This window comes from Chitinophaga sp. 9-1-y, assembly GCF_059511905.2.
On the sequence record NZ_CM197955.1, the window covers coordinates 4,206,356 to 4,231,756 of the forward strand.

Sequence of the window (25,401 nt, forward strand, 5' to 3'; positions counted from 1 at the left end):
TGGATATTAGAAACCGGCCTGTATACTGAGTGAATAGGTCCTTGCGAAAGGATAGTCTGTTCCCCGTTCCTGTTTTATGGAAGAAATAATAAATGGGCTGTTGATATAAAAATATGCCTGCAGGTTTTCCATTCTCCATTTCCTGGCGATTGCCGATTCAAGCCTATATCCAAGCGTTATGGCGTCGCAATAAAGAATGTTGTTCTTTTCTACGAACCGGGAAGAGGCTTTCGTAATATCCGTACGTGTATAGCCGTTTATGTCCACCACTCCTTTAAAGTAAGTAAGATCGCCCGGTTTCTTCCAGCGCTGCTCAAGTACCCTCCTGTCAACATTAAAATTAAGATTTGCGTTTTCCACCCTGTCAACCAGTGTCTGGTTATACTGATCCCCACCCAGATTAGTGCGGAGTGCAATATTTACGCTAAAACCCTTATAAAGAAGATTAGTTCCAAAGGTACCATACAACATGGCATCACCTATCCCGGTGGCCACCTCATCATGCGGGTCCCAGGCATATGTCAGTGCACCATCTCTTTTTTTGAAAACTTCATACCCATTACTGGGATCAATACCCAGTGAGGGAACCGCATAAATCGTATTGACCGCCTGCCCTTCCCGGAACAGTATCACAGGTGTAGTCACGGGGTTTGAGCCTGTCTGCTTCGCCAGTTGGTCTTCATTCTGCTGCTTGAGGGCATCTGAAATTTTAACAATGCGGTTACTATTATGGAAGATATCTGTATAGATGCTCCAGAAAATGTTCTTTCTTTCGTTTCTCACCAGGTTATATTTTACATATGCTTCATAGCCCCGGTTTTTTACCTGTCCGAGGTTCGCATTATAGCTGCTGAATCCCATGGAAGGCGGTGTGGATATTGAGGTGATCAATGAATTGCTGTTTTCATTGTAATAATTGGCAGACAAGGAGAGGCGGTTACTGAACAACGTGATATCTGCACCCAGGTTTGTTTTCACGGACTGCTGCCATTGCAGATCCGGATTACCAAGCCCCTGCAGGTATGCTCCAATACCAGCGCGGTAACGTTCGTTGGTAAAATACTGGTATGACTGCAACGACATATACGCAGGAAAGTTTTGCGATCCAGTTATCCCATAGGAGCCCCGAATCTTAAACTGATCCATCCACGAAAACTGCTGCATGAATTCTTCTTTGTTGAGATTCCATCCCGCGCCGATTGACCAGAACGGAGCAAATCTGCGGTTTGTGCCAAATTGTGAAGAACCATCGGTGCGTAAAGAAAAATCAAGCAGATAACGGCTATCGTATGCATAACTGAGATTAGCCAGCATGCCTACTTTGCGTACCAGGCTTTCACTACTGGAGGGCTTATTATTGGGTTGATACTGATACGCATAGGCAATATTATCAAGGTATTCATTAGGAAACCCAACTGCCACAACCCCTATGTTCTGGGCTGAAAACTGCTCAATATGGAATCCTGTAGTCGCATACAGCACATTCTTTCCAAAAGAATTGCCATAGTTTATGTTGAGATCACCCTGATAAGAAACAGTATTACCTTTATTGACGGAATAACTTCCCCTGTTAAAAAAATCGTCACCTGTATAGCCGTCAGCAAATTGCGTACTTCCTGCGGAGTTGAATTGCTCACTATTATCCTTTTGGGTATAAAATCCAACACGGGCTATTAGTTTCAGCGTTTCCAGGATGTTCCAGTTAATCTCAAAATTATCTCCCACATTGAGATAGTCACTGAAATTTTTATTATTCAATGTGGCGTTATACATCGGACTATATACGGTTCCCTGGTTGCCGGAAACGTCCAGGATTTTCGGAATATGTCCGCTGCTGTCTGTCACCCGCCAATATGGATTTAACGAGGCGTAAGTTCCAAAACCTCCGTAAGGTGACTGGGTTGAATTATTATAGTTTACAGACAGATAATTTCGAAACAGCAGGTTATTCCGCCTGTAAATAAAGTTCATCCCTCCGCCGTAGTTGGTACGTGCAGAGCCTTTCATAACGCCATTATTGTCGTTATTGTAGGAAAAATCGATACCAAATCGGAAATAATCGTCCCCTCCCTCCAGGTACAGACTCTGCTTATGCCCAAATGCTGTACGAAGCGGTTGGGATAGCCAATAGGTGTTTACTCCCCGCTGCACCTCCGCAAGACGTTTGCTGTACAACTCCTCTTTTGTTTGTTTATCAGTAATGGAGTTACCGTTATAAATTCCGGACATACGCTCCAATTGAAGCTTCTCCGCAGCATTCAATAAGTCATAGCTCGTCAGGTCCGGCATCGTAACGGTATAGTTGCTGCTGTAAGAAAGTTGCAACTTCCCCTTTTTGGGTTGCCGTGTGTCAATTATTATTACACCATTAGCTGCTTTTGATCCATATATGGCCGTAGCCGAGGCATCTTTCAACAGGGTGACCCTTGCAATCCTGTTCATGTCAAGATCATAAATCTTCTGCAGTGTGGCTTCAAATCCATCAAGAATGAACAATGGTAAATTCGGACTTTGTGTATACTGATTCTTAAGATCAGGCAGGCTATTGGTTCCCCGCATTTGTATGTCAGGTAATTTATTCGGATCAGATCCAAACTTAATATTCTCCGGAATACGAAATGATGGATCTATTGACTTTAACGCATCCAGCACATTCCTGTTTCCAACTTCCTGTAGCTGTTTGATGGTAAAGGTTTTTGCAGCGCCAGTATAATTGGCAACCGGCCTTTCATAAATGCCATTTACTACCACCGCACTCAACCCTTGTATTTCTGGTTCTAATTGGATATCATAAAACAACTGCTTTGCCTGCAAGGCAACCTCCTTTTGCTTAAATCCAAGGTATCTGAACATCAGGGCTGTAGCACCCGCAGGCAGCTTTAGTTTAAACTCTCCCCTCACGTTGCTGTAGGTAGCAACCTGGCTATTCTTTACGGCTATTGTTACTCCTTCCAGTGGCCTATTATCTTTGGCTGAGGATACCCGGCCAGAAATTTCAATTACTGCAGCAGGCAAATCCGATCCACTGCCGGATGGTTCTGTTCGCGCCGGCTTCGGCCTGAGCGTCAAAATCACCGTTTTATCTTCTATAAAAAAGCTGAATGGCTGGTTACTGAAAGCCAGGTCCAGGAAATTTATCAATGGCATCTGTGATACTGTCAACGTAACCGGCTGCGCATCTCTCAAATCCTTCTTATTATAAAAAACAGAATAACCCGCCTGCTTTTCAATTGCAGCGATAATTTTGGCAACAGGCATGTTTCGACCAGACATTGTGATGGACTGGGAGAACCCTTTGAATGATGAATTACATAAGAATAATATCAGCAATACCAGGCCGACCTTTCTATGCAACAAGTATGCAGCCGTAAGTGGCTGTAATCTTCTACATTTCTCCTGGCGGCACTCAGCATGTTCTGCGCGGGATCTTGCGTGTGAGAAAGTTGCACCGGTGGCTGTACCTGGCGCCGCAGGAGAAACATTAAACTGTTCACTGTTCATATAAAATAAATCAAATTACAATATCGGCATGGTGCCAATTGGTTGACTGATATCCGGTAGAAAATGCTAGCGTGTCTCCGGGGGAATTAACCAAACAATGGATGACCGGGTATTCCAATCCCGATGGGTTCTATTGAATATATGCTGAATTGAAAGATCTGACATGACAATTGCAAAACTGCCCACAAATACATGAAGACTAAAAGAGGCTATCACTTCCCCCAAGGGAAACTCTCAGATTTAACATTTGTTGGTTGAATAATTATCCATCTGCCCGGTGTTCACTATTAATTATCAAAAACAAGACGGAGTGTGGTTAAAAATTACCCCATGTCCCCCATATTTTTTTTAAAATATTCTTTCACAGTATTAAGGAAAAGTTCAATTCTGTGCGGTTTTATAAAATATCAATTACTTCCTACTCAAACACAATACAAAAATCCTTGTCAGCTTCAGTTTTCTGAGAATTCCTCGCACACGAGAAACCGTTACCTGAGCATATCAGGCATAACGGGGTGTATTTACCATTGAGTTCCCGGAATTATTCAGACAGTATCTTCAGCTTTCGCCCTTCCTCCAGTCGAAAGTGGACACCGGTTTTTTCCAGGATTTTCAGGACTCCCGAAAGCGTAATATTCCTGCTCATTTTCCCGCCGAACTGAACATCCGGCACCTGCCCTTCATACACAACATCAATGTCATACCAGCGGGACAACTGCTGCATAACCTCCTTCAGGTCCGCATTTTCGAAATCAAACAGTCCGTTTTTCCAGGCAATTACACTTGTCATATCCAGGTCTGTAATAAGTTTTGGGGGGCCAACAGCCGATACCTGCACCTGTTGGCCTGGTTTTAATACAATGGCTGGTTTCGATTCCTGCGACGATGTAAGGGATAAATGGCTTTGGTTGGCTATTACTTTAATACTGCCCTCCAACAGGCTGGTTTTTATGCTGCTAGCTTCATCGTAGGCATTGATATTAAATTGGGTACCCAGTACCAATATTTCGAGACTTTGATTGACTTTCACCTTAAAAGGTATTCTTTCATTCTGTGCCACCTCAAAATACACTTCTCCATGTATCTCAACCCTACGCTCTGTTCCACTAAATGAAACCGGATATCTAATGGCGCTGGCGGCGTTCAACCACACCCCTGTTCCGTCAGGCAGTTGCAGATGAAACTGCCTGCCTTTGGGAGTAGTGACGGTGTTATAAGCTATCTCGCCCGCAGAAGGTACATTTGTATTATTATAGAAGAGGCTACCACCCTTCAGTATAATATTGGTACCATTTTGAGTGGCGATCATTCCATTGTTCACAGTATCCAAAACCACCTGCTCCCCATTCGTAAGCGTCAGTATAGCCCCGTTCTTTCCCGGAAGTATTTCCGATGCATCTTTTACCCGTACGGCAAAAGATGGGCTATCCACCCTTATAAACTGCCACCACATTACAATACCTGCCGCCAGTATCAACAGGACTGAGGCTGCGGCCCAGAACCACTTGCTGAAGGCAATGTCTCTAACCGTGAACCTAACATCCTTTTGGGCTGCAATAACTATAGATTCCCAGACCCTTTCTTTGGATCCCGGCCGGGCAGAGGATTTCCTGAAAACTAATGACCGCACTATTTCCTTTGCTTCCTCAATTGTCCCTTCCTGTTGTGGATACTGCAATACAACCTCCTTCCAAAAAGAGTCTGACGCTTCATTCGGGCATTCTACGCTCTTAATGAAAAAATCATCCATCACCAATTCTTCTACAGCAAGGTCTTTATAGTATTCCTTTAAAACAGTCATAGCTGAAAATTAATGTTTGGAGTTGTCAACTCCGGCAAACATCCGATTAACAGACGGTGGTTCTATATTTTTTACCCCACCATCCGATAATTTTTATTTATTTATTAATAGTATCATTAAAGAAATTGCCTGCTCCAGGTTTATATAACACCTAGAAAATATATAATTCCTTTTAATAAAACACTTGAAAGTGACAGCTGGTATAGGGTACGGAGGGTTTGAATTGCTCTGCCAATCAGCTTATAAGTCGCTTTCTGTGTCAATCTCAACATTTCAGCAATCTCCGGATAAGACAATCCTTCCTCGTATTTCAGAAAAATCGCCTCCCTTTGTCGCGGAGTAAGCTGGTCAAGTGCCGCCTTCAGCTTTTGTTTCCTGTTATCCGATTCTTCTGTTGAGATCATGAAATCCTCGTGGTTCAATTCAAGACTAAAATCCGCGTGTTCATTTATTTCCGCGACCGGGCGACGCTGAACCTGTTCCATTTTATCGATCATATGCGAACGAAAAGATTTAAACAGATAAGCTTTTACAGAAGAGGGGAGCGATAGATTACGGCGATTTCGGATTAGTTTCAAAAACAACTCCTGTATGCAATCCTCAATTAATGCAGCATCCCTGGTGAACCGGAAGCCGTAGTTATACAGGGGATCGAAGTACATAGAATAAATGGCAGACAGAGCATGATCATCACCTAGCTGATGGCTCTTCCATAGTTCCTGTTCGAAAGATGCGGTTGGCATTTTTGGAGAATCCTGTTTCGATTGCATTGTAACAAAAATACAACGAGACAAGCTAATAAATAAATAAAATGATGATACAATAACCCGCAATACATATTTTTCGACTTAGAGGCACCAGTACTCTACCGATAAATTTTCATTGGGAAAAAGAAAAAAGCGATTACTTTTACCTCGACAACGAAAACGAAAAAAATGAGCGGGTTAATTGACGAGGTCTTGCTCTGCCGGCAGATCGCCACTGGAGACGAACTGGCTTTCAAACAGCTATTTGAACACTACCAGCTGAAATTATTAGCGTTTGCCATCCGTTTTACCCACTCAGATACCGATGCCGAGGAAATTATTCAGGATGTGTTCTTAAAGGTTTGGCTCAATCGCAGCAACCTGGCAAATGTATCGTCGCCTGGCAAATACATTTTTATAATGACCCGTAACCGGGTAATGGATCATCTTACCAAAATTGCGCGCGACAAAAAGCTCCGTCAACAGGTTTGGGCAAATATTCACGACAGCGGAGACTATACCGAACAAACTATTTTAGCCGCCGAAGCAGCCGGCATTGTTCGTTCTGCCGTCCATCGTTTATCAGACCGTAAACAAAACATTTACTTTCTCAGCAGACATGAAGGGCTCAGCCACCAGGAAATTGCCGACCGCCTGGGGATTTCTGTTATTACTGTAAAGAACTCCATGGTGGAAATCCTAAGATACATTAAAAATTATCTCCATACCCAGTACAATCCCACCATACCCTTCCTGGTAGCTACTTTAGCAGCTGCTTTTCTTGGTTAAAAAAATTTTTTCTTTTTTACCAGTACTATTTTCTTTCCCAACAGTCTTTATAGATAGTAGAAGAATCAGTGAACAATACCTTTAATCTACACGTATGAAAATACTACCACCCGACCGGCTGCAATATCTGTTGAAACAGTATGCACAACAACAGTGTTCCCAGGAGGAACTGGAAGAGTTTTTTCATATTATTAACCAATCTTCTAACAAACAACTGCTGCAGGAACTCCTGGATCAACAACTCCTGACCATTAACACAGATGATGCAAAGGCCGACATTGATTGGGAGTTCATGTACCAGAAGATCGTACAAACGAAACAGCATCGGCCTCTCCGCCGAATGTACCTTGCTATACAGATTGCAGCAGCTGTATTATTGCTGGTTGGCCTGGGCGGACTTTGGTTTTACCGGCACCAGCAAAAAGCACCCGCTCAAATAGCCGCGGCATCTATGCAGGATGCGTTGCCGGCATCCAGCAAAGCCACCCTGGAGTTGGCGGACGGCAGCAGCGTTGACCTGGATAGTTCAGGATCAAAAACATGGAGGCAACAGGGCCAGGCAAGCATTAACCAATCTCCCGGGCACCTTGTTTACCAGGCCGGCGAAACCAGTGCTGCGCCGGTATACAATAAGGTTTCTACTCCAGCCGGAGGTCAGTTTCAGCTTACTTTGTCCGACGGCACAAAAGTTTGGCTAAACACCTCTTCTTCCATTCGTTTCCCCGTTGCATTCGACGACGCCAGCCGCCAGGTAGAAATTACCGGAGAAGCTTATTTTGAGGTCGCCAAAGTAGAAAGAAATGGAAAACGTGTACCATTCTCCTGTAGGGTAAACAACATGGAAGTCAACGTTCTCGGCACTCATTTCAACATCAATTCATATAACGACGAATCAGCGATCCGCACCACTTTACTTGAAGGATCGGTACAGATAAAACAGGGCAACACAACGAAAATGCTGCTACCAGGGCAGCAATCCAGCCTCGACAAAAGCGGCCAGCTGACAGTAGTATCGCAAGTAAACATGGACGAAGTAATGGGATGGAAAAATGGGTTCTTCATTTTTGAAGGGGCCGACTTACAGCAAATTATGAGGCAGGTAAGTAAATGGTATAACCTGGAGGTAGTATATGAAGGAAAAATACCGGAAGTGCAGTACAATGGACGTATTTCCCGCAACACCAACCTATCGCAACTTATGAAGATTCTGGCCCTGAGTGGCGTAAATTTCAGAATTGAGGGCAGTAAATTAATCATCAAATCATAGCACATACGATTTACCGGAAGAGAAAATAAAAGTCAACAACCAAAATCAGTTTAATGCCATTCAATTAAAACAAGGCATATCCTTACTACATATCAATGCGCATTTGGTTTAATAAAAATGCCGCTTCATGTACGAGATGAAACGGCGTGGTTTGAACCAAAACAGAATTCCTTTTCACAGAATGTTCATTTAAATCCAAACAACCAAAGCTATGGAATTACAGGCTTTCAAAAAAAAGAAATTCCCAGCTGCAGCTGGGAATGATTTATCCACTTCTACGTATTGGCTAAGCATTAAAACACTGCTACTTATGAAACTGGCGGTTTTTCTACTCATTATCGGCTTACAGGTACCGGTATTCGCACGTTCGCAGACCGTCACACTAAACGAACGGCATATCTCCCTGGAGAAATTGTTTTCTAAAATAGAGCAGCAAACCGGTTACTCGTTTTGGTATAACATAAAACTCGTTAAGGAGGTCACGAAGCAAGAGATTCATCTGAATAATGCTTCTATACAGGAAGTTATGGCGCTATGCCTGAAAGGCTTGCCACTCCAGTATAATATCGTGGACAAGGTGATAGTTATCAATAAGGAGGAAGCAAATGTAGTGGACGCTCCCACCAGGATCGAAATTTCCGGCAAGGTCACTGACGAAAGCGGCCAACCTTTACCTGGCGTATCGGTGCAGCTGAAAGGTACCAGGCAGGGAGTGAGCACGGACGTTACAGGCTCCTTTTCCATCCGGTTGCCGGACAACTCTTCTCACATTCTGATATTTTCATTCATAGGTAAGGAAACAAAAGAAGTGAATATCACCTCCGGAGCAAAACTGAACATAGTCCTCAAAAATAGCGTGGCACAGCAGCAGGAAGTAGTGGTTATTGGTTATGGATCTGTAAAAAGACGGAATGTAACCGGTGCAGTCGCTTCTGTTAAAGCCGCCGAACTGAATACTGCTGCTTCTACCAACGTAGTGCAGGCATTGGCAGGCCGTGTATCTGGTATTACCGCCATTCAAAGCAGTGGGCAACCGGGTGCAGGCGTAAATCTGAAGATTCGCAGCAATCCTTCATTCGCCTCTCCGGGCGCCCTCTATGTAGTGGATGGTGTCATCATAAACGACAACGCAGGCGAACCAGCAGCAGGTACGCGGTACGGCAGTTCAGGTGTTGACCGCTCTCCGTTGAACTTCATAAACCCTAACGACATCGAGTCTATCGAATTCCTGAAAGATGCATCCGCCACCTCCATCTATGGAGCCAGAGCAGGAGCCGGCGTTGTACTAATTACCACTAAACAGGGTAAGGGAGAAAAACCCAGTCTCAGCTACGATGGAAGCTATTCTTTCCAGGATGTTTTCAAGTTTTACGACATCCTGAATACAAAAGAATACATGGAAGAACGGAATAAGATCGGGCTGGAAAAATGGATGCTTAACAACAAAATAGCACCTTATGGCACCACCGATCCGTCTACTGTATCACCATACATTCCAAAGTACACACAAACACAGATAGACACCACCCCAACGCGCCCCAGTGCGCTAGATGCGATCACGAGGAAAGGCTACACGCAACAACATAATATATCACTGTCAGGGGCGTCAAACAAAACGCGTTATTATATTTCCGGTAACTACCTGAGTCAACAGGGTGTATTGCAACATTCCGATTTCAACCGCTACAGTGGAAGGATGAATATTGACCAGGCCATCAGCTCCCATTTTCGTGTGGGCGTAAATATGATAGCCACTGGCTCACAAGCAAATAATGCCAACGTAGGCACAGGGCAGAATGAATATTCCGGCATGGTATTATCCGCTTTCTATTATCCTCCTACCCTTCCCCTTAAGGATGCTCAGGGTAATTATCCTATCAATCCCGATTATCAAAACTCCCCGAATCCATTGTCGTTCCTGGAAATTACTGACTATACCAAAAGCGCCCGCATGCTCGCTTCAGGCTACGCAGAATGGACGGTAATACCGGATTTGAAAGTTAAAATGAATTATAGCTATGACCAGTCATCCAGTAAAAGGAACTCGTATCTTCCTAAATCATTCCTATACGGGGCCCGCGCAGGAGGCCAGGCTGCTATTGACGAAAGTAATTCAGTGTCCAGGCTTTCCGAATTTACGGTAAACTATGGTAAACATTTCGGCAAACACAACCTTCAGGCACTTGCAGGCCACTCCTACCAGGTGAGCGACTGGGACGGACTTGGCCTTTACAACGACCGTTTCCCAACAGATAATTTCCTGTTCAACAATATTGGATTTGGAACGGCACCAAGGCCAGGAGTAAGTTCTTACCGCAACCCTACACGCATCTGGAAGTCATACTTCGGCCGAATCATATATGATTTCGCTGATAAATACATTTTCACGGCGAGCGTACGCCGGGACGGCGCATCCAACTTTGCCGCCAACAAAAAATGGGGCACTTTTCCAGGCGTATCTGCGGCATGGATCATCTCCGAGGAGGAATTCATGAAGGCCATACCAGCGATCAGCTTCCTGAAACTGCGCCTGGGATATGGCACTACAGGTAACAGTAATATTGGCGGTAGTGCTTTCTCCTACTACAGCAATACCACCTCCTATGTTTTTGGTGGCACTACACTGCCGGGAGTATCGCTCAGCCAATTAAGCAACGACAACCTCACGTGGGAAACACAAAAAGATGCGAATATCGGGTTGGACTTTCAATTATTCCATAACAGGATTGGAGGGTCTTTCGATTACTACAACAGGACAGTCAATAATTTGCTTACCAGTACTCCCCTGGCAACAGACTTCCCTGTATCTTCTGTTGCCAGTAATGCAGGTAAAACCCGCAGCCGCGGCTGGGACCTCAGCATAAACACCCACAACATCCAGGGCAGCAAAACCGGGGACTTTACATGGTCAACAACTTTTAACCTCTCTCACTCCTACGACTTTTGGGTAACCAGATCAGCTGATGCACTGAAGTCGCTCCCGAAATATATTGCACCAGACGGTCCATTTAATGGCATCTATGGTTATGTAAGCGGCGGTATTTATGATGGTGGCAAGAATACACCTGCTGCCATGCCAGGTGTTTTACCCGGCGGAATTATCATCAAAGATTTGAATGGATACGACAGTGACGGCAATCTTACCAACAAGCCTGATGGCAAAATATCTTCAGCTGACCAGGTTCTGCTGGGTATCAATCAGCCTCGTTATAGTTTTGGATTCGGCAACAGCTTCAGTTATAAGAATTTTGACCTGTCCATTTTTATGTATGGATTTATTCAGAAAAAGTATAACTCCGATTATGCGAACGCATTCTTCACATATGCACAACTGGGGCAGTTTGGCTGGAATGTACTTAGCATCGCCAAAGACCGTTGGTCTTATAACAATGTGAATTCGAAATACCCTACCGGTCTTAACGATCCATATGCTTCTTACGCCGGCAATTCTGATTACTGGCTGGAAAACGCAAACTTCCTGCGTTGCCGGGATATAACGTTAGGGTATACTTTTGGCAGCCGGGTTATTTCCAAACAATCATTATTGGGTAGCTTACGACTCTATGCCAACGTGCAGAACCCATTTATTATTACAAAATACCGTGGCATAGATCCGGAGCTACAGAACTTTCTTGCATATCCGATGTCGCGCTCCTATACCATCGGCCTGAATGCCAAGTTCTAATAACCGTTTTTCAATTTAAAAAGACAGCAATGAAACTTATAAATCATAATAAATATTTCCTGGTTATACTGGTTATATTCTCCACGTTGCATTTCTCCTGTGAGAAATCATTGGAAGAAAAAACTTACGACAGGTTCTCCTCCTCTACATTTTTCCAGAACGAGGAAGACGTAAAATCTGCCGTTACTGCATCCTACAGCGGTATGCTGAATTCAAACTATTATGGCGGTGGATGGGGCGCGGCCAATGAGGGATGGGTTGCACAAAGCAGTTTCACAACAGATGAATTGATTTGCTCCTGGGGATGGGATGGCTGGCAAAAATTTAACCAGCTGAACTTCTCTGAAGATTTTTCACAGTTGCTGAATCACTACAATGGCCTGATGCCTGTCATTACGAATATCACTATCAACCTGGAAAAAATTCAGGCTGTCAAAATGGATGAAACCCGGAAAAACAGGTACCTGGCAGAGTTAAAAGCTCTTCGGGCACATTACTCCTGGATCCTCTACAACTTCTACGGCCCTGTGCCTATCCGTATTGATGCGAAGCTTGCTGAAGACCCATCTGCTGCTCCAATTCCCCGGCCTGATCAGCAATGGATGGTGGCACAAATCGAAAAGGACTATAAGGACGCATTTGCCGTACTTCCTAAAGCCAGTGAATTAGCCGCATCAGACTATGGCCGGTTCACAAAAGACGCGTGCCTTGCAGGTCTCATGAAACTATATATGCACGAAAAAAACTGGAAGGAGGTGATCAGCAATGGTAATCTTCTCAAAACCTATGGCCACGATCTGCAGAAAAATTACGCGGATATATTCAGCTTTGCCAACAAGGGCAATTCACAGGAAGTAATCCTGGCGATTCCCTGCCGATTTGATGCAGGTAACAACAATAACCTCTGGTTAGCCATGTGCATGCCCGGCAACTATGTAGACCCCAATGGACTTTCCATTACGCAGTGGGGAGGTTACAAAATGCCCTGGAAAACTTACAATAAGTTCGATCCAAATGACAAACGCCTGGGTGTATTACTAGCAAAATGGCCGACTGATGGCGGGGTTATTTTCGATGCAAAGGCACATAATTACATTGGCGCTATTCCGATGAAATATGGACCTGACCCGGGCGCAATCAGTGAACAGCAGGGCACAGACATTGTGGTATGGCGATACGCTGATGTATTGCTGATGATGGCGGAAGCAATCAATGAAGACCAGGGACCTGTACAGGCAGCCTACGACCTCATTAATACGGTACGCAACAGAGCAGGCGTATCACCAATCCCCACAGGGCTCAGCAAAGATGGATTCCGTAGCAAAATCATGGATGAGCGGTTGTTTGAGTTATGGTGCGAAGGAAGCCGCAGGGAAGATATGATCCGCTGGGGTACCTACATCCAACATGCCAAAGACGAAGGATCACAATTCGCAAAACCTGAATTTGTACTGTATCCATTGCCACGTAAGGTAATCAACGAAACGAGAGGCGTTGTAAAACAGAACAATGGCTACTAATAAACCTGGAAATAAAAGCGTGCGCCTGCTCCTGAGCGGGCTCGCGCTTTTATGCCTGTTATCCGGATGTACCGGCAATAATGACCGCGCCGTCGCCGTGCAGTATTGCTCCTCCTGTCATGTTTTTCCTGAACCCGCACTCCTGCCGAAAAATACCTGGCAACACAGTGTACTTCCTACTATGGGTGCTTTTGCTGACCTTTACCAGGACCACACAGGAAAATACAAACTGCTGCCCCAGGGGCTGCAATATATGCGTGACCCCGTTATAGCTAATATTCGTACATCGATACCACCAGAAGCCTGGGACAAAATTGTTGCCTATTATTCAAAAAATGCACCTGACACACTCGCAATGCCGTCCTCCAGCCCTGTAATAACAGACGAGCATTTCTCCCTTGTTAGCCCACCGAAAAAATCAAACGCCTTCACCGCATGTGTCTACTACGACGAGCAAACCGGATACTTGTTTCAATCAGATATACAAAAGGGGCTATTGCGCATTTTTGACAACAAATTAAGGCAGACAGACAGTTTACCCAATAGCAGCACAGTAGCTGTTATGCCCTGCGGCATTGGTCATTACCTCATTACCCAGATTGGCAGCCTAAATCCCCGGAATGCATCCAGGAATGGAAAAGTGGAAGAAATAAGCGTTGTGTCTGGAAAAATCACCAGCCGGATGCTGCTGTGTGATAGCCTCTACAGACCAGTACAGGCTTTAAAGGTCGGCGACGACATTGCCGTATGTGAATTTGGATATATGAACGGTGCTTTGTCACTTGTTTCTGAAGGAGTAAAGAAATCCATTGTTCCACTGCCGGGAGCAGAAAAAATGTATACCGATGACATCAACGGCGACGGAAAAGAAGATCTCTGGGTGTTGTTTGCTCAAGGCCGCGAAGGCATCTACCAATTTATCAATAAAGGAAATGGCGAATTCAGTATGAAAACTGTTTGCCAGTTCCCTCCATCATACGGCTCTACCTACTTTGAACTGGCTGACATGGATGGCGACGGAAAGAAAGACATCATTTATACATGTGGCGACAACGCCGATGAATCTCCGGTCCTGAAACCATATCATGGCGTTTACATTTTTCGAAATACCGGATCTTCTTATCAGCAGGTTTACTTCAGACACCTGGATGGCTGTTACAAGGCCATTTCGGCTGACCTGGATCATAATGGCCTTCCTGATCTATCTGTAATCAGTTTCTTCGCTGACTACGATCATCATCCTGATCTTTCGCTCGTATACCTGCTGCAGAAAGCCCCGTGGCAATTTGAGCTGCATGCAAACAAGCAGATCGCCACCCTTGGCCGATGGATTACCCTGGACGTTAAAGATGTGGACCATGATGGAAAGCCGGACATAATAGCAGGCAATATGGCAGCGAAGCCCGGCAACAATACCGCTTTGATGAATTCCTGGATCCTGGGGCCAGCGTTCATTATCTGGAAGAATCAATACTAACCCTCCCTACGCCTCTTCCGCAATGCGCAAGATCAAAACCTGGTACACCCTGATATTTCCACGCACTCAAATATGAACTGAATGCGCAGGCTACTCATTGAAAGAAGGTGATCATCCCATAAAGCGGGCCAATGCGGCAAATACCAACCCGCTTCGCGGATCTTCCGGAGACGGTATCAGGCTGCTCAAAAATGCAGGCACACTTGAAATCGTTACACCTGCTGCCTCTAACTGACGGAATGCCGCCTCCTCTGTCCTTAAACTCAACCCACCACAGAGATCCGTCAACAAATGTACTCCATATCCATGCCTCCGCGCGCCAAGAGCAGTCTGCAATACTGCCAGTTCGGTAGCTACTCCTCCTAATACCACGATTGACCGTTTAAGACTTTTGATCGCGTCTATGCTTGAAGTATCATCAAATACTCCCGGCGTACGTCGAACAAGAACAGGTTTCATACTCAGTTCAGTAATCAGTACAGGATCTACGCCGGGATGAAGGGGGACTGCCGATAAGAAAACAGGGAGATTCAATACCTCCGCACCTTCCAAAAGAACAGAAAGAGATCGCTTAAAGTTCCCCTCAGGAATTGTTTTATTTGCGGCACCGATAATTTCCGGCTGCAAGTCTGCCAAAACAATAATGATGTTGTCTATTTCAATTTTCTCAAATGGTTCCATAATATTTAACTTTTGGGTTCAAATAAGTAAGTGACTATTTTATTACTATTTTGATTTGTGTTAATCAGTTTTGTTACAACCTCATACTACCCCCTTTACGCAAACCGGACAACCAGGAGAAGCCTGCCGATCATACCAGGTGCGGACTTTGACACCATCTGTTTATAAAAACGATAACGACATCAGGTATAATAACAACGGGTAAATAGTAGTGCATCTTGTATATTTACACTTTCTACACTGCCACTAGTTTTAACAACCCAATCTTAAAAATGACAACCAAACAAAATTTCACCTTCATAAAAACTGACAGAAAGTTAGTCAAAATAAATTTTGACGACATCATGTTTATAAAAAGCTTAGGGAATTATGTGGAGATACTTGTCAGCCACAACAAAAAGTATATCTACTACAAGACCTTAAAAGACCTTATTGAGAATTTGCCCGATGAGTTTATGAGAGTTCATCATTCAAACATTGTGAACCTTAAAAATGTTGACTATATAGAGGATAATCATTTAATTATTGGTGAACATAAAATTACAATAGCAAAAAGCTACAAGGAATGCTTATTAAATAGCATTGACAAATTGTTACTCTAAATAAGAAATCCAACCAACTACATAAAAATCCCACTAAACCAAATAACTCATTTTTCTGCAGATGCTTATGCACGTTGCTTTGTAAAAACAACTTTTATTTTACTTAGCAACTATCGTATTTATGACAACGGGGAATTTAAAGACACAAAACCGCTCATTTGAAAATGATGCAAAAACAATCGACGCATTAATGAAAGCAAGCTATGAGGTTGTTTCAGGAGAAAAAGGCGCAAAAAGACAATGGGAAAGAGATAACTATTTGCATCACCCCAAAGCTGTATATTCTTATTTTGACATGGAAAAGCAAGAACAAGCAACCATGACATTACAGGAATTTCATAAAAAAACCGATGACATGGTTTTTGGCACCGCTTTCTATGAAAAGGGAATTAACCGGGAGGTCAGAATTTTCGGCAACATCGCACAGGTTTGGAGTACTTATGAAACGAAATTAGAAAAAGATGGTAAAGTTGAAAGAAGAGGAATAAATAGCATTCAATTAATTTTTGAAAATAACCGGTGGTATATTATTTCCTGGACATTTAGCGGGGAAACGGAGAAAAATGTAATTCCGAAAACATTTGACAGAAATTAAAAAATCAGCAACCCTTATTCACGTGGAGAGCTGTGCTTCCGGCAGCGCAGCTCTCCACTCATCTGCGCCGGCAATACCGGCGCCACCTTTCTCTCAGGATCGATCCAATAAGGCCTTTACGCTATAGCACAGCCGTGTAAATGGATGTTGGGACGTTAGCCCTAAGCCGGCTACAAAAGCAGGCAGAAATGGTTGCGTTTTCCATTGCATGTATTGCTGATATTCATCTTTATGATCCATCAACTTTCGGAGGTAATCAGCCAGCTCTTTAACACTACCATATTCAAATGCGTTGATAAAACAATTATTTCCAGGTGCAAATGAACTGATATTTGGGGCACCCAGATAAACCGGCACAGAACCGGCGATCATTGGATCGAAGAACTTTTCGGTTACATAGTCTTTTGCAATGGCATTTTCAAATGAGATGGTAAAGTGATAATTTTTGATGATATCCATTTTTGTGGCCAGTCCCTTATCATCTTGAATAACGCTGTTACGAAAAAGACTGCCATAAGAATCAACCGGTATTTCTGCCATCAGCTCCCGGATAATACTGATTCTGTTACTCTGATTAAAATTACTTGATACAAACATACATATTCCTTTACTCTTCTCTACAGGCGGCTGCCGGAGCCGCATATCCAGGCCCGCCTCCATGTACGGTACCGCTACATCTGCATCCAGGTGATAAGTCATAAAAATATCGAACAAGTCCCTTACTTCTGGTTGCATCAGATGGGGATAATGTTTTTCGCATTCCATCGACCAAAACACCCACAACTGATTCTCCGGCTTTTCCAGTGGTATATCTAATTCCAGCGAGGGCATATGAAAAACAACGGCATCCATTTGTTCAAACCGGCTCCGATCCGTAGTTACATAAAAATCCGGTGGGAAATCTATAGCCGGAAGCGTCATTTCATCCGTCCACATACCGTTATAAAATAAGATGTTCGTCATACCATTAAGTATTTAGGGGTTATTGATTTTTCCACCAGGTGCCCCAGTAATAATGTATACCGTATGCATGGTCAATTTTCTTTTGTATCGTTTCATCCAGGTCATCATTTAGCACCCGGCTGATTTCTTCCTTCGTAAGCGGATAAATATCTTCAGGGTCCAGTATCTTTACCTGTTGTTCCATAGCTTGCTGTTGATACACACGGGTAAGCATAAACGGACCGGTAGTTGATAAAATGTAATCATTGGAATGTTCATCGGGCATATCAAAGGCAGCAACTTCGTTGCACAAAGCTTTCATAAAAGGGTGCTGAGGTTCGCTGGCCATAAAGGCGTTACTGATGATCATCTCCTTTTGGTGCACCACACAATGCTCCAGTGGCTCTTTTCCCATCAAACAGCCGGCTTCGGCGATCAGGGGTTCTATATTTTTCAGGCATTCAAAGTCAAGATCCACGTATACGCCTCCCATATGCAACAGTATAAAATATCTTACCGCATCTACTCTTTGAATATTATACTGAAATGCACTAAATCGCTCCATCATCTCCGGGTAATTATCTTCCAGAAATTTCTTACACATCTCATCGGTCCACAAGATATAGGTCCATTCCGGGTGGCTCTCTTTCCAGGTTTCCGCCAGTAAATGAAAATGTGGAGGTACATCCGGGCTCTTCCAGGTTTGATGAATAATTTTAGGTATTGTCATACTGTGTTATTGGATCATGAAAACGGAGCGTTCCCGGAATTGTTGGAGGGCATCTTCAATGGTTGCCTCTTCCAGGTAGACTGGTGGTGTAAAAACCGGATGGCTGGGCGTTCCCTCCCATCTCCAGGACCCCATATGCAAATGCACTGCATATTCACCAAAATGGCAGGAAGCCCCCTCACTACATTGCTTCAGACACAACATGGTATCGTTATGCAACAATTTTATATCGGGGTAATTATTTTTATGGAGATGATAAAGATTGGTGAGCAAGCCAGGCCCCGTAGTTTCCAGCACATCCATCTCACAGGAAACCGGATGTGTAATACTACGGAGTGCAGCGATGATCCATTCGGCCATAAACGGGTGATTTGCCACACCGCCAAACATGTAGTTCGCTATTCTCATTGGATGTGCATGCCCCAGCTCCCTGCATTGTGCATCGGAGAGCGTTTTCTCCTCTGCCAGCACCAACTGCCTGGAGGTAAGATCCCCCAGGTTTTTCATGCAGTACATGTCGGCATCCACATAAAAGCCCCCGTGAAGATACACTACCAAAAGCCGGAAGATATCCATCCGCTGGATATTGGTAGGGAAAGCGTTATAAACTTCCGACAAGTAGGGATAGTACTGACGAACCAATGTACTTGCATCCTCATCGTCATATAAGATCAGCTCCCAATCGGGGTTAACATCCCTCATACTATCCAGGAAGACCTTATACATTCCCGGGGTTGCTTTATCCTTCAGGGTGACATGTATTTTACGCGGGATACTATTCATCTTCACTTAGTATTTGATAGTGAGCGAGTATTTTTTCTATGCTCTGTGTACCCGCTGCCGGGTCTGCACCAGGGCGGATAATCTCCCCCAGCAATTGCGCAAATGACAACGGAAGTTCCAGGCTCATACGGAATATAAGCTGCCAATGTTCCAGGTTCCAGGTATTGGCGCCGTGGAATATATAAATGTACAGATGTGGCATGTCTTCCATCATAGCCAGCAACTGGTTTTTAAAGAGTGCTTCTATGAGCGCGGTATCTTCTCCAGCCTTTTTATCATCATATTGGAAACGGGTAAACAGGTCCTTTCTGCACAGAATGCTGCCTTCCCACCTGCGACGATTGGAGAGCCAGGCCTTTGTTCTGGTGGCATCATAGATGATCCACTGCATCAGGATGCAAGCAGGTTTTCCTTCTTCTATCATACCGGCAAACTGGTGCTCCAGCCGTTTACAATGATACCAGTCGTCATCGTCCCATTGAGCTACGTATTCGCCAGTTGCATTGGCAATAGCATAGTTCCGCAAGCTCCCCAAACTCATGCTGCCGGCCGGCACCACCAGGCTTCTGACAGGCACACCGTACTGTTGCGCCTGTAAAAATGCCGCCGTCTTTATATCGTCGTCTTCATATACAATCAAAAGCTCCTTATTGACATATGTCTGCGCAAGAAAACAACTGATTGCAATGCTTAGTCGCTCCGGCTTGTTCCGGGTTACACAAATACAGGAAATGGATGGCTGAATGGATGTCATAAAAACATTTTAATAACGATTACTCAGATGATGACGGCGAGGATCATTTTCCTGAAATCGCCCAGGTCTTTCATTGACTGATCAATCATGGTATATAATTGCTTTCTGTTTTGTTTTGCTCCTTTTCCCGCCGGAGGCGAGAGCGGCATCGGTCCGTTGCTTACCTCTACACTGGTAGCAAACCAGGTGGTGTGTATTTTCGGAATTCCCACTCCCAATATCATTCCCGGCAAACCATGAATACTTTCAGGGCCGCCTTTCACTAATATCTTTTCGGTATAAAATGCAAAAATGGCAATGGTGTCCTGGAGTATCCCAATTGCCTTTCTGCACCTATATCCGGCAATCGTACGGCGGTCTTCTGTAAATTTCCATTTAATCGGAAGAGCAGTGTCGGAAAGGAGATATTTCTGGGCAAAAACACTTCTTATACTGGTAATGCTGTCTTTGACCAGGTCTGTATAAATCTGGTTTTCGATATAAAATTCTGCATAGTTGCTGCTTACTTCATTTCCACCGGCCTGCGGGCCATAGAGAGAAGCCTGTTCATTACCGGAAAACTGAAAATACGTCACCTGCGAAGCGGGGATATAATCTTTATATTGATTGTACCTGGGCGGGTCCATTTCCCTGATAGCATTGGCCAGTGAAAACGTTCTTTCAAATCTTACCTTTACTGCCGGCAGGAAAGGCGTTTGTGCGGCAGCAGGCAGCAGTCCGATCAAACACGATAAAAAAATAATTACTCTCATATATAGCATTTATTCAACAGTATTTCCTCTGTTAAAGGTCCATACCAGGTTTAACAATACATATCTTCCCAACAGGGTAGTTCTCGATTCTGTGATAATATTACTATTGATACTTCTGTTGAAATTTATCTGTTGATCCAGGATGTCTTTTATGTCTACGCTGGCCCTTAATTGCTTTTGTTTCAGGAATCCGCGCGACAGGCTGGCATTCCAGATAAATGCGTCACGTTGGTCACCCAGTCCTTTCACCCGTTGAAAAACGTTGCCATTCATGTCGCTGTATAACTGTAATCCCCATGGCAATCCAAGTGTCAGGCTGGCATAACTGCTATAGTTCCAATAGTTGTTTTCCACGGCATTATCTATGGGAATATGCGACAGGAAACGTTCTGCGCCCAGGCCTATGGCCGTTTGGATCTTTACGGAAGGCTCATACCGTAAATAGTAGGCGCCCCCGAGCATGGTATAATCTGTTGTGTACCTGATCTCATTGGCGATAGTAATGTTTCGTCCACCGGAAGCATTTGCGTTAACCTGGTGTTTCCATTTGCTTTTTCCATTGTCGCCCCAGCTATGCATTCCCCAGAAATACCAGTTGTTGTTTCCACTGACATTTACCGGCATATAAGTTCTTTTACCGGTATTAACGTCCAGCAGGCTAAGGGTGGTAATATCATTATTCCTGAAGGTAATTCCCGTATTGGCACGGAATACGGTTCCCTTTATCGGATTACCAGCATTAAAATTCAGGCCGGTAGTATGATTGAATCCAAGCTTCAGTTGTGGATTACCTACGTATACATTAAGCGGGTCTGCGTTGTCGTACAATGGTTGCAGCTGAAACAATGAGGGTTGAATAGTGGTACCATTGTAAAAGATGCCGATCTTCTCCTGTGCAGAAAAATTATAGGATATACCTGCCGTAGGTGCGAAATTGGTGAACCGATAGCTATCCTTCCGGTGACTATCATGATTATCCAGTTGCATTGTTGTAAACGACAGCCCTGAGCCGCCATACCATTTCCATTTACGGGATCCCATCCGTAACATAGCATTGGCGGTATGGTCAGTAACATTCAACCCAAAATCATTGCTGAAAAGCGGATTCACAATATTATATTTCCCGTTATCATCCTTGTCGTAGGTTGTTCTGGCAGCGTTTGCCGACAGGTTGCTAAAGCTGTAATAGGTAACCAGTGTAACCCCTTGCGCCAGTGGTTCGGAGAAGACAATCTTTGCGCTGGTGGCAGTAGCATTTCCGTTATGCTGCTTTAACTGGCTAATCAGGCTGGTGCTGTCGTTGATGCCATTCGAGAAAAAACGGTAAGTAGCGTCCAGGGTTCCGGTATTTTTGTCATCCGCCACGCCTAGTCTCAGTATGGCGCTAAGAGAGCGTCCCTTTTTCCGGAATGTTCTGCTTATCAGCAACTGGCTCTCCCACTTGCGCGACGTAGCATCCATGTATTGATCCATGACACCTTTATTAAGGGTATCCTGTTGCTCGTTGGTCGTTTGACCCACGGCGGACATCCTCCCCCTCATGGTGGCATAGCTGGCGGCAGACAATAATTTTATGGTATAAAAGCTATCGGGTCTCCATTCGTATTTTATATTGGCCTGATGCTGTTGCTTAAGCAAACTGGTATTGATATTTCTTTCCTCCAGCAGGGACTTATCCTGGGTAAATGTACGGGTGAGCAGGTACCTGTTGCCGTTCATCAGCAGGCTGTTAAATTTGTACGCCAGGTAAATATTGTTCTTGTTCTGGTTCCATTTATCGGATAGTAGCCCGCCTGCCGTATACGCCTCCGGGATACCATCGGTATTCCAGTTACCGCGTTCTTCATTTACGCCCATATTCAGGTAGTACCCGCTAACGGCATCATATTCTTTATCTTCTGCCAGTCCCAGCAAACTTCTGTCATCACCGCTCATCAATCCGGCATCTGTTTTACTGCCGGCACCATACACGGAGAAGCGCCTGTTAGCCCGGAAACTATTGTACATCGCCTTTTCATTGATGATGCGTTTCGATCCGGCGCCGGCTTCCAATCTCCCAAAGTCGCCCTTCCTTGCACTTTCTTTCAGTACAATATTTACTGTTTTATTGGCATCCTCTTTTGTAACGCCTGTAATCTGCTCCAGATCTGATTTTCTGTCGTACAGTTCTACTTTGTCTACCGCGGTAGCCAGCAGATTCTGTGTAGCAATGGTAGGATCATCTCCAAAAAACTCTTCTCCATCTACCAGCACTTTTTCCACCTTCTTTCCATATGCCGTAATTTTTCCTTTACTATCCACCTGGAAGCCGGGAAGTTTCTTCAGCAGGTCTTCCACATTTCCACCCTCCCGCACAATAAAGCTCGATGCATCGTATTCTATGGTATCTCCCTTTATCCGCATCGCCAACTTACCATTTACAATGAGCTCCTTCAGCATAATGCTTTCGTCCATCAGGGTAATAGTACCCAGATCAACGTCCGCATTTCCAGCGACTTTCAGTGTATCCATATAGTCTGTAAAACCGGGATACAATAATAACAACAAATACTTCCCGGGTGCGGTTACCGGTAACCTGAATTCTCCTTTTTCATTGGTACGGGTAAATGTCCTGAAGGTGCTGTCGCCACTGTTGAGCAAGGCAACTACTGCATATTGCATGGTTTTGTTTTCCAGCTTACTGACTACCTTGCCCTTTACCTGGCGCTGGGCACTGGCAATAGACGCTACTATACAGCAGCAGCAAACGATCCATCCTATTTTGAGATATCTATGCATTGTTATAAGCTATTCTTGAAAACTCCCTGCCCCAATTGATATCATTGGCCAGGTAATGGTCAGGGCAAATTGATTTTTTGATGATGTCGTCATCGTTCTGATTGGCTTGTTCATACCGCGACTGATGACCATTGATATTTATTTCTTCCCGATGCAGCAATACTGCTTCATCTATTTTTAATGTATCAAGACCGTAATAGTTCAGCCTGGCCCTCAGGTTGTCGTCGTCTCCTCCCCACTGGGTATAGCTTTCATCATATCCTTGTATGTCGTAGAGATAAGCTTTTTCTGTGAGGATACTTCCATACGAAAGAAACTCCATGCCCGTAAGGCCGGCAGCAGGAGCTACAAAATCAAAGTCCGTAAAGGCTACTTTGCCGGTGGTAAAACAGCCGCCATACATGCGGTTATAATAAGACAGCAGGAGTATCACATCCGTATAACATTCCGATTCCGGGTCCATTAACAGTACATAATTTTTGCCGGCATGCCTGATGCCTACATTCTGCGCTTTGCAGGGTGGGCGCCAGCTATGCGGGATATCATTTACGATTACTTTCCAGCAGATGTCAGGGTATTGTTTCAACAATGAAATCAGCCCGGCTTCTTCAGATGGTTCATCCATGACAATGATCACTTCAATGCCAGGACGTTGAAAATAAGGTGCATTCAACGGCAGGATTTTGCGGAAAGATCGCAACTTCTTATAAAATGGCAATATAATACTCAGATCAAAATTGCTCATTAACTGCTGCTTCACGAGGTAGTCTGTCATGGCCTGTTCCATTGGTGAAAAATATAATCTTATTTTCAAAACAGTAGCGAACGAAAGGAAGTACCACATCCAGGCTATCTTCCAGGCCTGTCATCTGTACCAATTCCTGCAAGCTTTTACTGCCGTCAAAAAAAGTCAGCAACAGCCGCTCCTCATCTGTAAATCCGTTGAGTACTTTCATACTACCTAATCGCTTCATGATCATTTCTCCTTGCCGCTGATCGAAAACAATATTGGTGGCTATTTGCGGAACCAGCGGCAACAATGTTTCCGCTGCTCCATACACGCATTCCGCGGTGTCCATGAGCTGGATAATCCGGGTCATGATGATATCGGTAGTGGTAGGTTCATGGTATGCAATCGCCGTTGTAGCAGCCAGTTCCTTCAATGGCAGGCCTTCCCGCATCAATGTGTTAACAGCGAGCAATTCCGCAATCACCATGGTCACCGGGATACGCTCTCCAATATAACCTCCTATCCTGCCTGAAAAATGACATTTGATATGAGCGGCCAGGTTCTTTACGTTTACCATTCCGGCAAAGCCGTTCAACCCCGCTACAATAACCGGCTTATGATGCAGAATAGCATCCACGGCCGCCTGTCCGTTAGCAATCACCAGGTCAAAATCCGGCAAATTGGACAGATACTCGTCCAGGCTATGCAACCGTACATGATGGTTGGCGTGCTCCTGCAACAGTCCAAGATGACGGCCATGTTCAAACACCCGGCAGTCATGCCCGGAGAGATCATTAAACACAGCCAGCAATTGCCTGGAAGCATACAGGTTATCCTGGCAGTTGATAAAGGCAATGCAGAGCGCATCACGGTTAGCCACAGCGGCAGGCACAACATCAGCACACCTGGCACCTGGAATGTGTATGACCGCCGTCATTTCCTTTGGATAATCTGCATAGCCCTTAGGCAGGCTATCTACATAAAAAACATACGTAATATTGGTCCCTACGGGAAGGGATATATGAAAATCATGATCCGCTACAAACAACAAGACGGGCACCTGCGGTGCCAGTTGACTTAGCAATACCACCGCCGCCGTATCTGGTGTTCCCGTAATCAATACTATATCCGGGTTCAGCACCGGATGCTCTGCCTGCATCGTGATACTTATTCCCCGGGCGGGCAGGGTATTCCGCAAATAGCTGATCAGCCGTTGCTGTTTGATATTTCCTTCCTGTTGATCGCCGATTTGTAATGCTTTCATGGAT

General features: G+C 44.5%; 19 protein-coding genes. 7 read left to right on the forward strand and 12 right to left on the reverse strand.

Going from position 1 to position 25,401, the window contains the following annotated elements:
- Nucleotides 1-6: 6 nt before the first annotated feature.
- The 3 genes from AC5ZC7_RS16530 to AC5ZC7_RS16540 form a co-directional block, all read right to left on the reverse strand.
- Nucleotides 7-3,501, reverse strand: coding sequence for a SusC/RagA family TonB-linked outer membrane protein (locus AC5ZC7_RS16530; protein WP_496157808.1), 3,495 nt, complete (start codon nucleotides 3,499-3,501; stop codon nucleotides 7-9).
- A gap of 541 nt (nucleotides 3,502-4,042) precedes the next feature.
- Nucleotides 4,043-5,302, reverse strand: a complete 1,260-nt coding sequence (locus tag AC5ZC7_RS16535) for a FecR domain-containing protein (RefSeq protein WP_496157807.1) — start codon at nucleotides 5,300-5,302, stop codon at nucleotides 4,043-4,045.
- 140 nt (nucleotides 5,303-5,442) lie between these two features.
- The gene (locus AC5ZC7_RS16540) at nucleotides 5,443-6,072 is read right to left on the reverse strand and encodes a sigma-70 family RNA polymerase sigma factor (protein ID WP_496157806.1); all 630 of its coding nucleotides are present in this window, start codon (nucleotides 6,070-6,072) and stop codon (nucleotides 5,443-5,445) included.
- 165 nt (nucleotides 6,073-6,237) lie between these two features.
- Here AC5ZC7_RS16540 and AC5ZC7_RS16545 point away from each other — a divergent pair, with 165 nt between their 5' ends.
- The 5 genes from AC5ZC7_RS16545 to AC5ZC7_RS16565 all read left to right on the forward strand — a co-directional run bounded on the left by AC5ZC7_RS16545 (nucleotide 6,238) and on the right by AC5ZC7_RS16565 (nucleotide 14,786).
- Entirely contained in the window at nucleotides 6,238-6,837 is a 600-nt protein-coding gene (locus tag AC5ZC7_RS16545) for an RNA polymerase sigma-70 factor (protein WP_496157805.1), read from the forward strand.
- A gap of 94 nt (nucleotides 6,838-6,931) precedes the next feature.
- The gene (locus AC5ZC7_RS16550; RefSeq protein WP_496157804.1) at nucleotides 6,932-8,104 is read left to right on the forward strand and encodes a FecR domain-containing protein; all 1,173 of its coding nucleotides are present in this window, start codon (nucleotides 6,932-6,934) and stop codon (nucleotides 8,102-8,104) included.
- A gap of 310 nt (nucleotides 8,105-8,414) precedes the next feature.
- Complete coding sequence (locus AC5ZC7_RS16555; RefSeq protein ID WP_496157803.1) at nucleotides 8,415-11,789, forward strand: SusC/RagA family TonB-linked outer membrane protein; 3,375 nt, start codon at nucleotides 8,415-8,417, stop codon at nucleotides 11,787-11,789.
- 29 nt (nucleotides 11,790-11,818) lie between these two features.
- Nucleotides 11,819-13,309 (forward strand): RagB/SusD family nutrient uptake outer membrane protein, encoded by a 1,491-nt coding sequence (locus tag AC5ZC7_RS16560; RefSeq protein ID WP_496157802.1) that lies wholly within the window; start codon nucleotides 11,819-11,821, stop codon nucleotides 13,307-13,309.
- Nucleotides 13,299-14,786: an FG-GAP-like repeat-containing protein gene (locus AC5ZC7_RS16565; protein WP_496157801.1), complete on the forward strand. Its 1,488-nt coding sequence runs from the start codon at nucleotides 13,299-13,301 to the stop codon at nucleotides 14,784-14,786. The genes AC5ZC7_RS16560 and AC5ZC7_RS16565 overlap by 11 nt, the downstream gene beginning before the upstream one ends.
- A gap of 111 nt (nucleotides 14,787-14,897) precedes the next feature.
- Here the strand turns inward: AC5ZC7_RS16565 and AC5ZC7_RS16570 are convergent, their stop codons facing one another.
- Nucleotides 14,898-15,467, reverse strand: a complete 570-nt coding sequence (locus tag AC5ZC7_RS16570) for an isochorismatase family protein (RefSeq protein ID WP_496157800.1) — start codon at nucleotides 15,465-15,467, stop codon at nucleotides 14,898-14,900.
- Nucleotides 15,468-15,811: 344 nt separating this feature from the next.
- On the opposite strand from AC5ZC7_RS16570, the gene AC5ZC7_RS16575 reads away from it, so the two are divergent.
- A complete protein-coding gene (locus AC5ZC7_RS16575) occupies nucleotides 15,812-16,069 on the forward strand; it encodes a LytTR family transcriptional regulator DNA-binding domain-containing protein (protein ID WP_511911601.1) in 258 nt (85 codons plus the stop codon).
- 121 nt (nucleotides 16,070-16,190) lie between these two features.
- Nucleotides 16,191-16,664 carry a hypothetical protein gene (locus tag AC5ZC7_RS16580; RefSeq protein ID WP_496157798.1) on the forward strand — a complete coding sequence of 158 codons (474 nt, stop codon included), beginning with the start codon at nucleotides 16,191-16,193 and terminating at the stop codon, nucleotides 16,662-16,664.
- Nucleotides 16,665-16,757: 93 nt separating this feature from the next.
- Here the strand turns inward: AC5ZC7_RS16580 and AC5ZC7_RS16585 are convergent, their stop codons facing one another.
- Genes AC5ZC7_RS16585 through AC5ZC7_RS16620 form a run of 8 tightly spaced genes read right to left on the reverse strand, consistent with a single transcriptional unit; the run spans nucleotide 16,758 to nucleotide 25,397 of the window.
- Nucleotides 16,758-17,627: a glycosyltransferase family 10 domain-containing protein gene (locus AC5ZC7_RS16585; RefSeq protein ID WP_496157797.1), complete on the reverse strand. Its 870-nt coding sequence runs from the start codon at nucleotides 17,625-17,627 to the stop codon at nucleotides 16,758-16,760.
- 19 nt (nucleotides 17,628-17,646) lie between these two features.
- The gene (locus AC5ZC7_RS16590; protein ID WP_496157796.1) at nucleotides 17,647-18,336 is read right to left on the reverse strand and encodes a glycosyltransferase; all 690 of its coding nucleotides are present in this window, start codon (nucleotides 18,334-18,336) and stop codon (nucleotides 17,647-17,649) included.
- 6 nt (nucleotides 18,337-18,342) lie between these two features.
- Nucleotides 18,343-19,119, reverse strand: coding sequence for a glycosyltransferase (locus AC5ZC7_RS16595; RefSeq protein ID WP_496157795.1), 777 nt, complete (start codon nucleotides 19,117-19,119; stop codon nucleotides 18,343-18,345).
- The gene (locus tag AC5ZC7_RS16600; RefSeq protein WP_496157794.1) at nucleotides 19,112-19,873 is read right to left on the reverse strand and encodes a glycosyltransferase; all 762 of its coding nucleotides are present in this window, start codon (nucleotides 19,871-19,873) and stop codon (nucleotides 19,112-19,114) included. Before AC5ZC7_RS16600 ends, AC5ZC7_RS16595 begins: the two co-directional genes overlap by 8 nt.
- 23 nt (nucleotides 19,874-19,896) lie before the next feature.
- Nucleotides 19,897-20,625, reverse strand: a complete 729-nt coding sequence (locus tag AC5ZC7_RS16605) for a GLPGLI family protein (RefSeq protein ID WP_496157793.1) — start codon at nucleotides 20,623-20,625, stop codon at nucleotides 19,897-19,899.
- 9 nt (nucleotides 20,626-20,634) lie between these two features.
- Nucleotides 20,635-23,403, reverse strand: a complete 2,769-nt coding sequence (locus AC5ZC7_RS16610; RefSeq protein WP_496157792.1) for an outer membrane beta-barrel protein — start codon at nucleotides 23,401-23,403, stop codon at nucleotides 20,635-20,637.
- Nucleotides 23,396-24,190 carry a galactosyltransferase-related protein gene (locus AC5ZC7_RS16615; protein ID WP_496157791.1) on the reverse strand — a complete coding sequence of 265 codons (795 nt, stop codon included), beginning with the start codon at nucleotides 24,188-24,190 and terminating at the stop codon, nucleotides 23,396-23,398. The genes AC5ZC7_RS16610 and AC5ZC7_RS16615 overlap by 8 nt, the downstream gene beginning before the upstream one ends.
- Complete coding sequence (locus AC5ZC7_RS16620; protein WP_496157790.1) at nucleotides 24,135-25,397, reverse strand: hypothetical protein; 1,263 nt, start codon at nucleotides 25,395-25,397, stop codon at nucleotides 24,135-24,137. The genes AC5ZC7_RS16615 and AC5ZC7_RS16620 overlap by 56 nt, the downstream gene beginning before the upstream one ends.
- Between the last annotated feature and the right edge of the window lie 4 nt (nucleotides 25,398-25,401).

What these genes read in the sequence shown, in the direction of transcription:
- AC5ZC7_RS16530 (WP_496157808.1), bottom strand. Translation starts at nt 3,501, where the DNA reads ATGAACAGTGAACAGTTTAATGTTTCTCCTGCGGCGCCAGGTACAGCC.
- AC5ZC7_RS16535 (WP_496157807.1), bottom strand. Translation starts at nt 5,302, where the DNA reads ATGACTGTTTTAAAGGAATACTATAAAGACCTTGCTGTAGAAGAATTG.
- AC5ZC7_RS16540 (WP_496157806.1), bottom strand. Translation starts at nt 6,072, where the DNA reads ATGCAATCGAAACAGGATTCTCCAAAAATGCCAACCGCATCTTTCGAA.
- AC5ZC7_RS16545 (WP_496157805.1), top strand. Translation starts at nt 6,238, where the DNA reads ATGAGCGGGTTAATTGACGAGGTCTTGCTCTGCCGGCAGATCGCCACT.
- AC5ZC7_RS16550 (WP_496157804.1), top strand. Translation starts at nt 6,932, where the DNA reads ATGAAAATACTACCACCCGACCGGCTGCAATATCTGTTGAAACAGTAT.
- AC5ZC7_RS16555 (WP_496157803.1), top strand. Translation starts at nt 8,415, where the DNA reads ATGAAACTGGCGGTTTTTCTACTCATTATCGGCTTACAGGTACCGGTA.
- AC5ZC7_RS16560 (WP_496157802.1), top strand. Translation starts at nt 11,819, where the DNA reads ATGAAACTTATAAATCATAATAAATATTTCCTGGTTATACTGGTTATA.
- AC5ZC7_RS16565 (WP_496157801.1), top strand. Translation starts at nt 13,299, where the DNA reads ATGGCTACTAATAAACCTGGAAATAAAAGCGTGCGCCTGCTCCTGAGC.
- AC5ZC7_RS16570 (WP_496157800.1), bottom strand. Translation starts at nt 15,467, where the DNA reads ATGGAACCATTTGAGAAAATTGAAATAGACAACATCATTATTGTTTTG.
- AC5ZC7_RS16575 (WP_511911601.1), top strand. Translation starts at nt 15,812, where the DNA reads ATGTTTATAAAAAGCTTAGGGAATTATGTGGAGATACTTGTCAGCCAC.
- AC5ZC7_RS16580 (WP_496157798.1), top strand. Translation starts at nt 16,191, where the DNA reads ATGACAACGGGGAATTTAAAGACACAAAACCGCTCATTTGAAAATGAT.
- AC5ZC7_RS16585 (WP_496157797.1), bottom strand. Translation starts at nt 17,627, where the DNA reads ATGACGAACATCTTATTTTATAACGGTATGTGGACGGATGAAATGACG.
- AC5ZC7_RS16590 (WP_496157796.1), bottom strand. Translation starts at nt 18,336, where the DNA reads ATGACAATACCTAAAATTATTCATCAAACCTGGAAGAGCCCGGATGTA.
- AC5ZC7_RS16595 (WP_496157795.1), bottom strand. Translation starts at nt 19,119, where the DNA reads ATGAATAGTATCCCGCGTAAAATACATGTCACCCTGAAGGATAAAGCA.
- AC5ZC7_RS16600 (WP_496157794.1), bottom strand. Translation starts at nt 19,873, where the DNA reads ATGACATCCATTCAGCCATCCATTTCCTGTATTTGTGTAACCCGGAAC.
- AC5ZC7_RS16605 (WP_496157793.1), bottom strand. Translation starts at nt 20,625, where the DNA reads ATGAGAGTAATTATTTTTTTATCGTGTTTGATCGGACTGCTGCCTGCT.
- AC5ZC7_RS16610 (WP_496157792.1), bottom strand. Translation starts at nt 23,403, where the DNA reads ATGCATAGATATCTCAAAATAGGATGGATCGTTTGCTGCTGCTGTATA.
- AC5ZC7_RS16615 (WP_496157791.1), bottom strand. Translation starts at nt 24,190, where the DNA reads ATGGAACAGGCCATGACAGACTACCTCGTGAAGCAGCAGTTAATGAGC.
- AC5ZC7_RS16620 (WP_496157790.1), bottom strand. Translation starts at nt 25,397, where the DNA reads ATGAAAGCATTACAAATCGGCGATCAACAGGAAGGAAATATCAAACAG.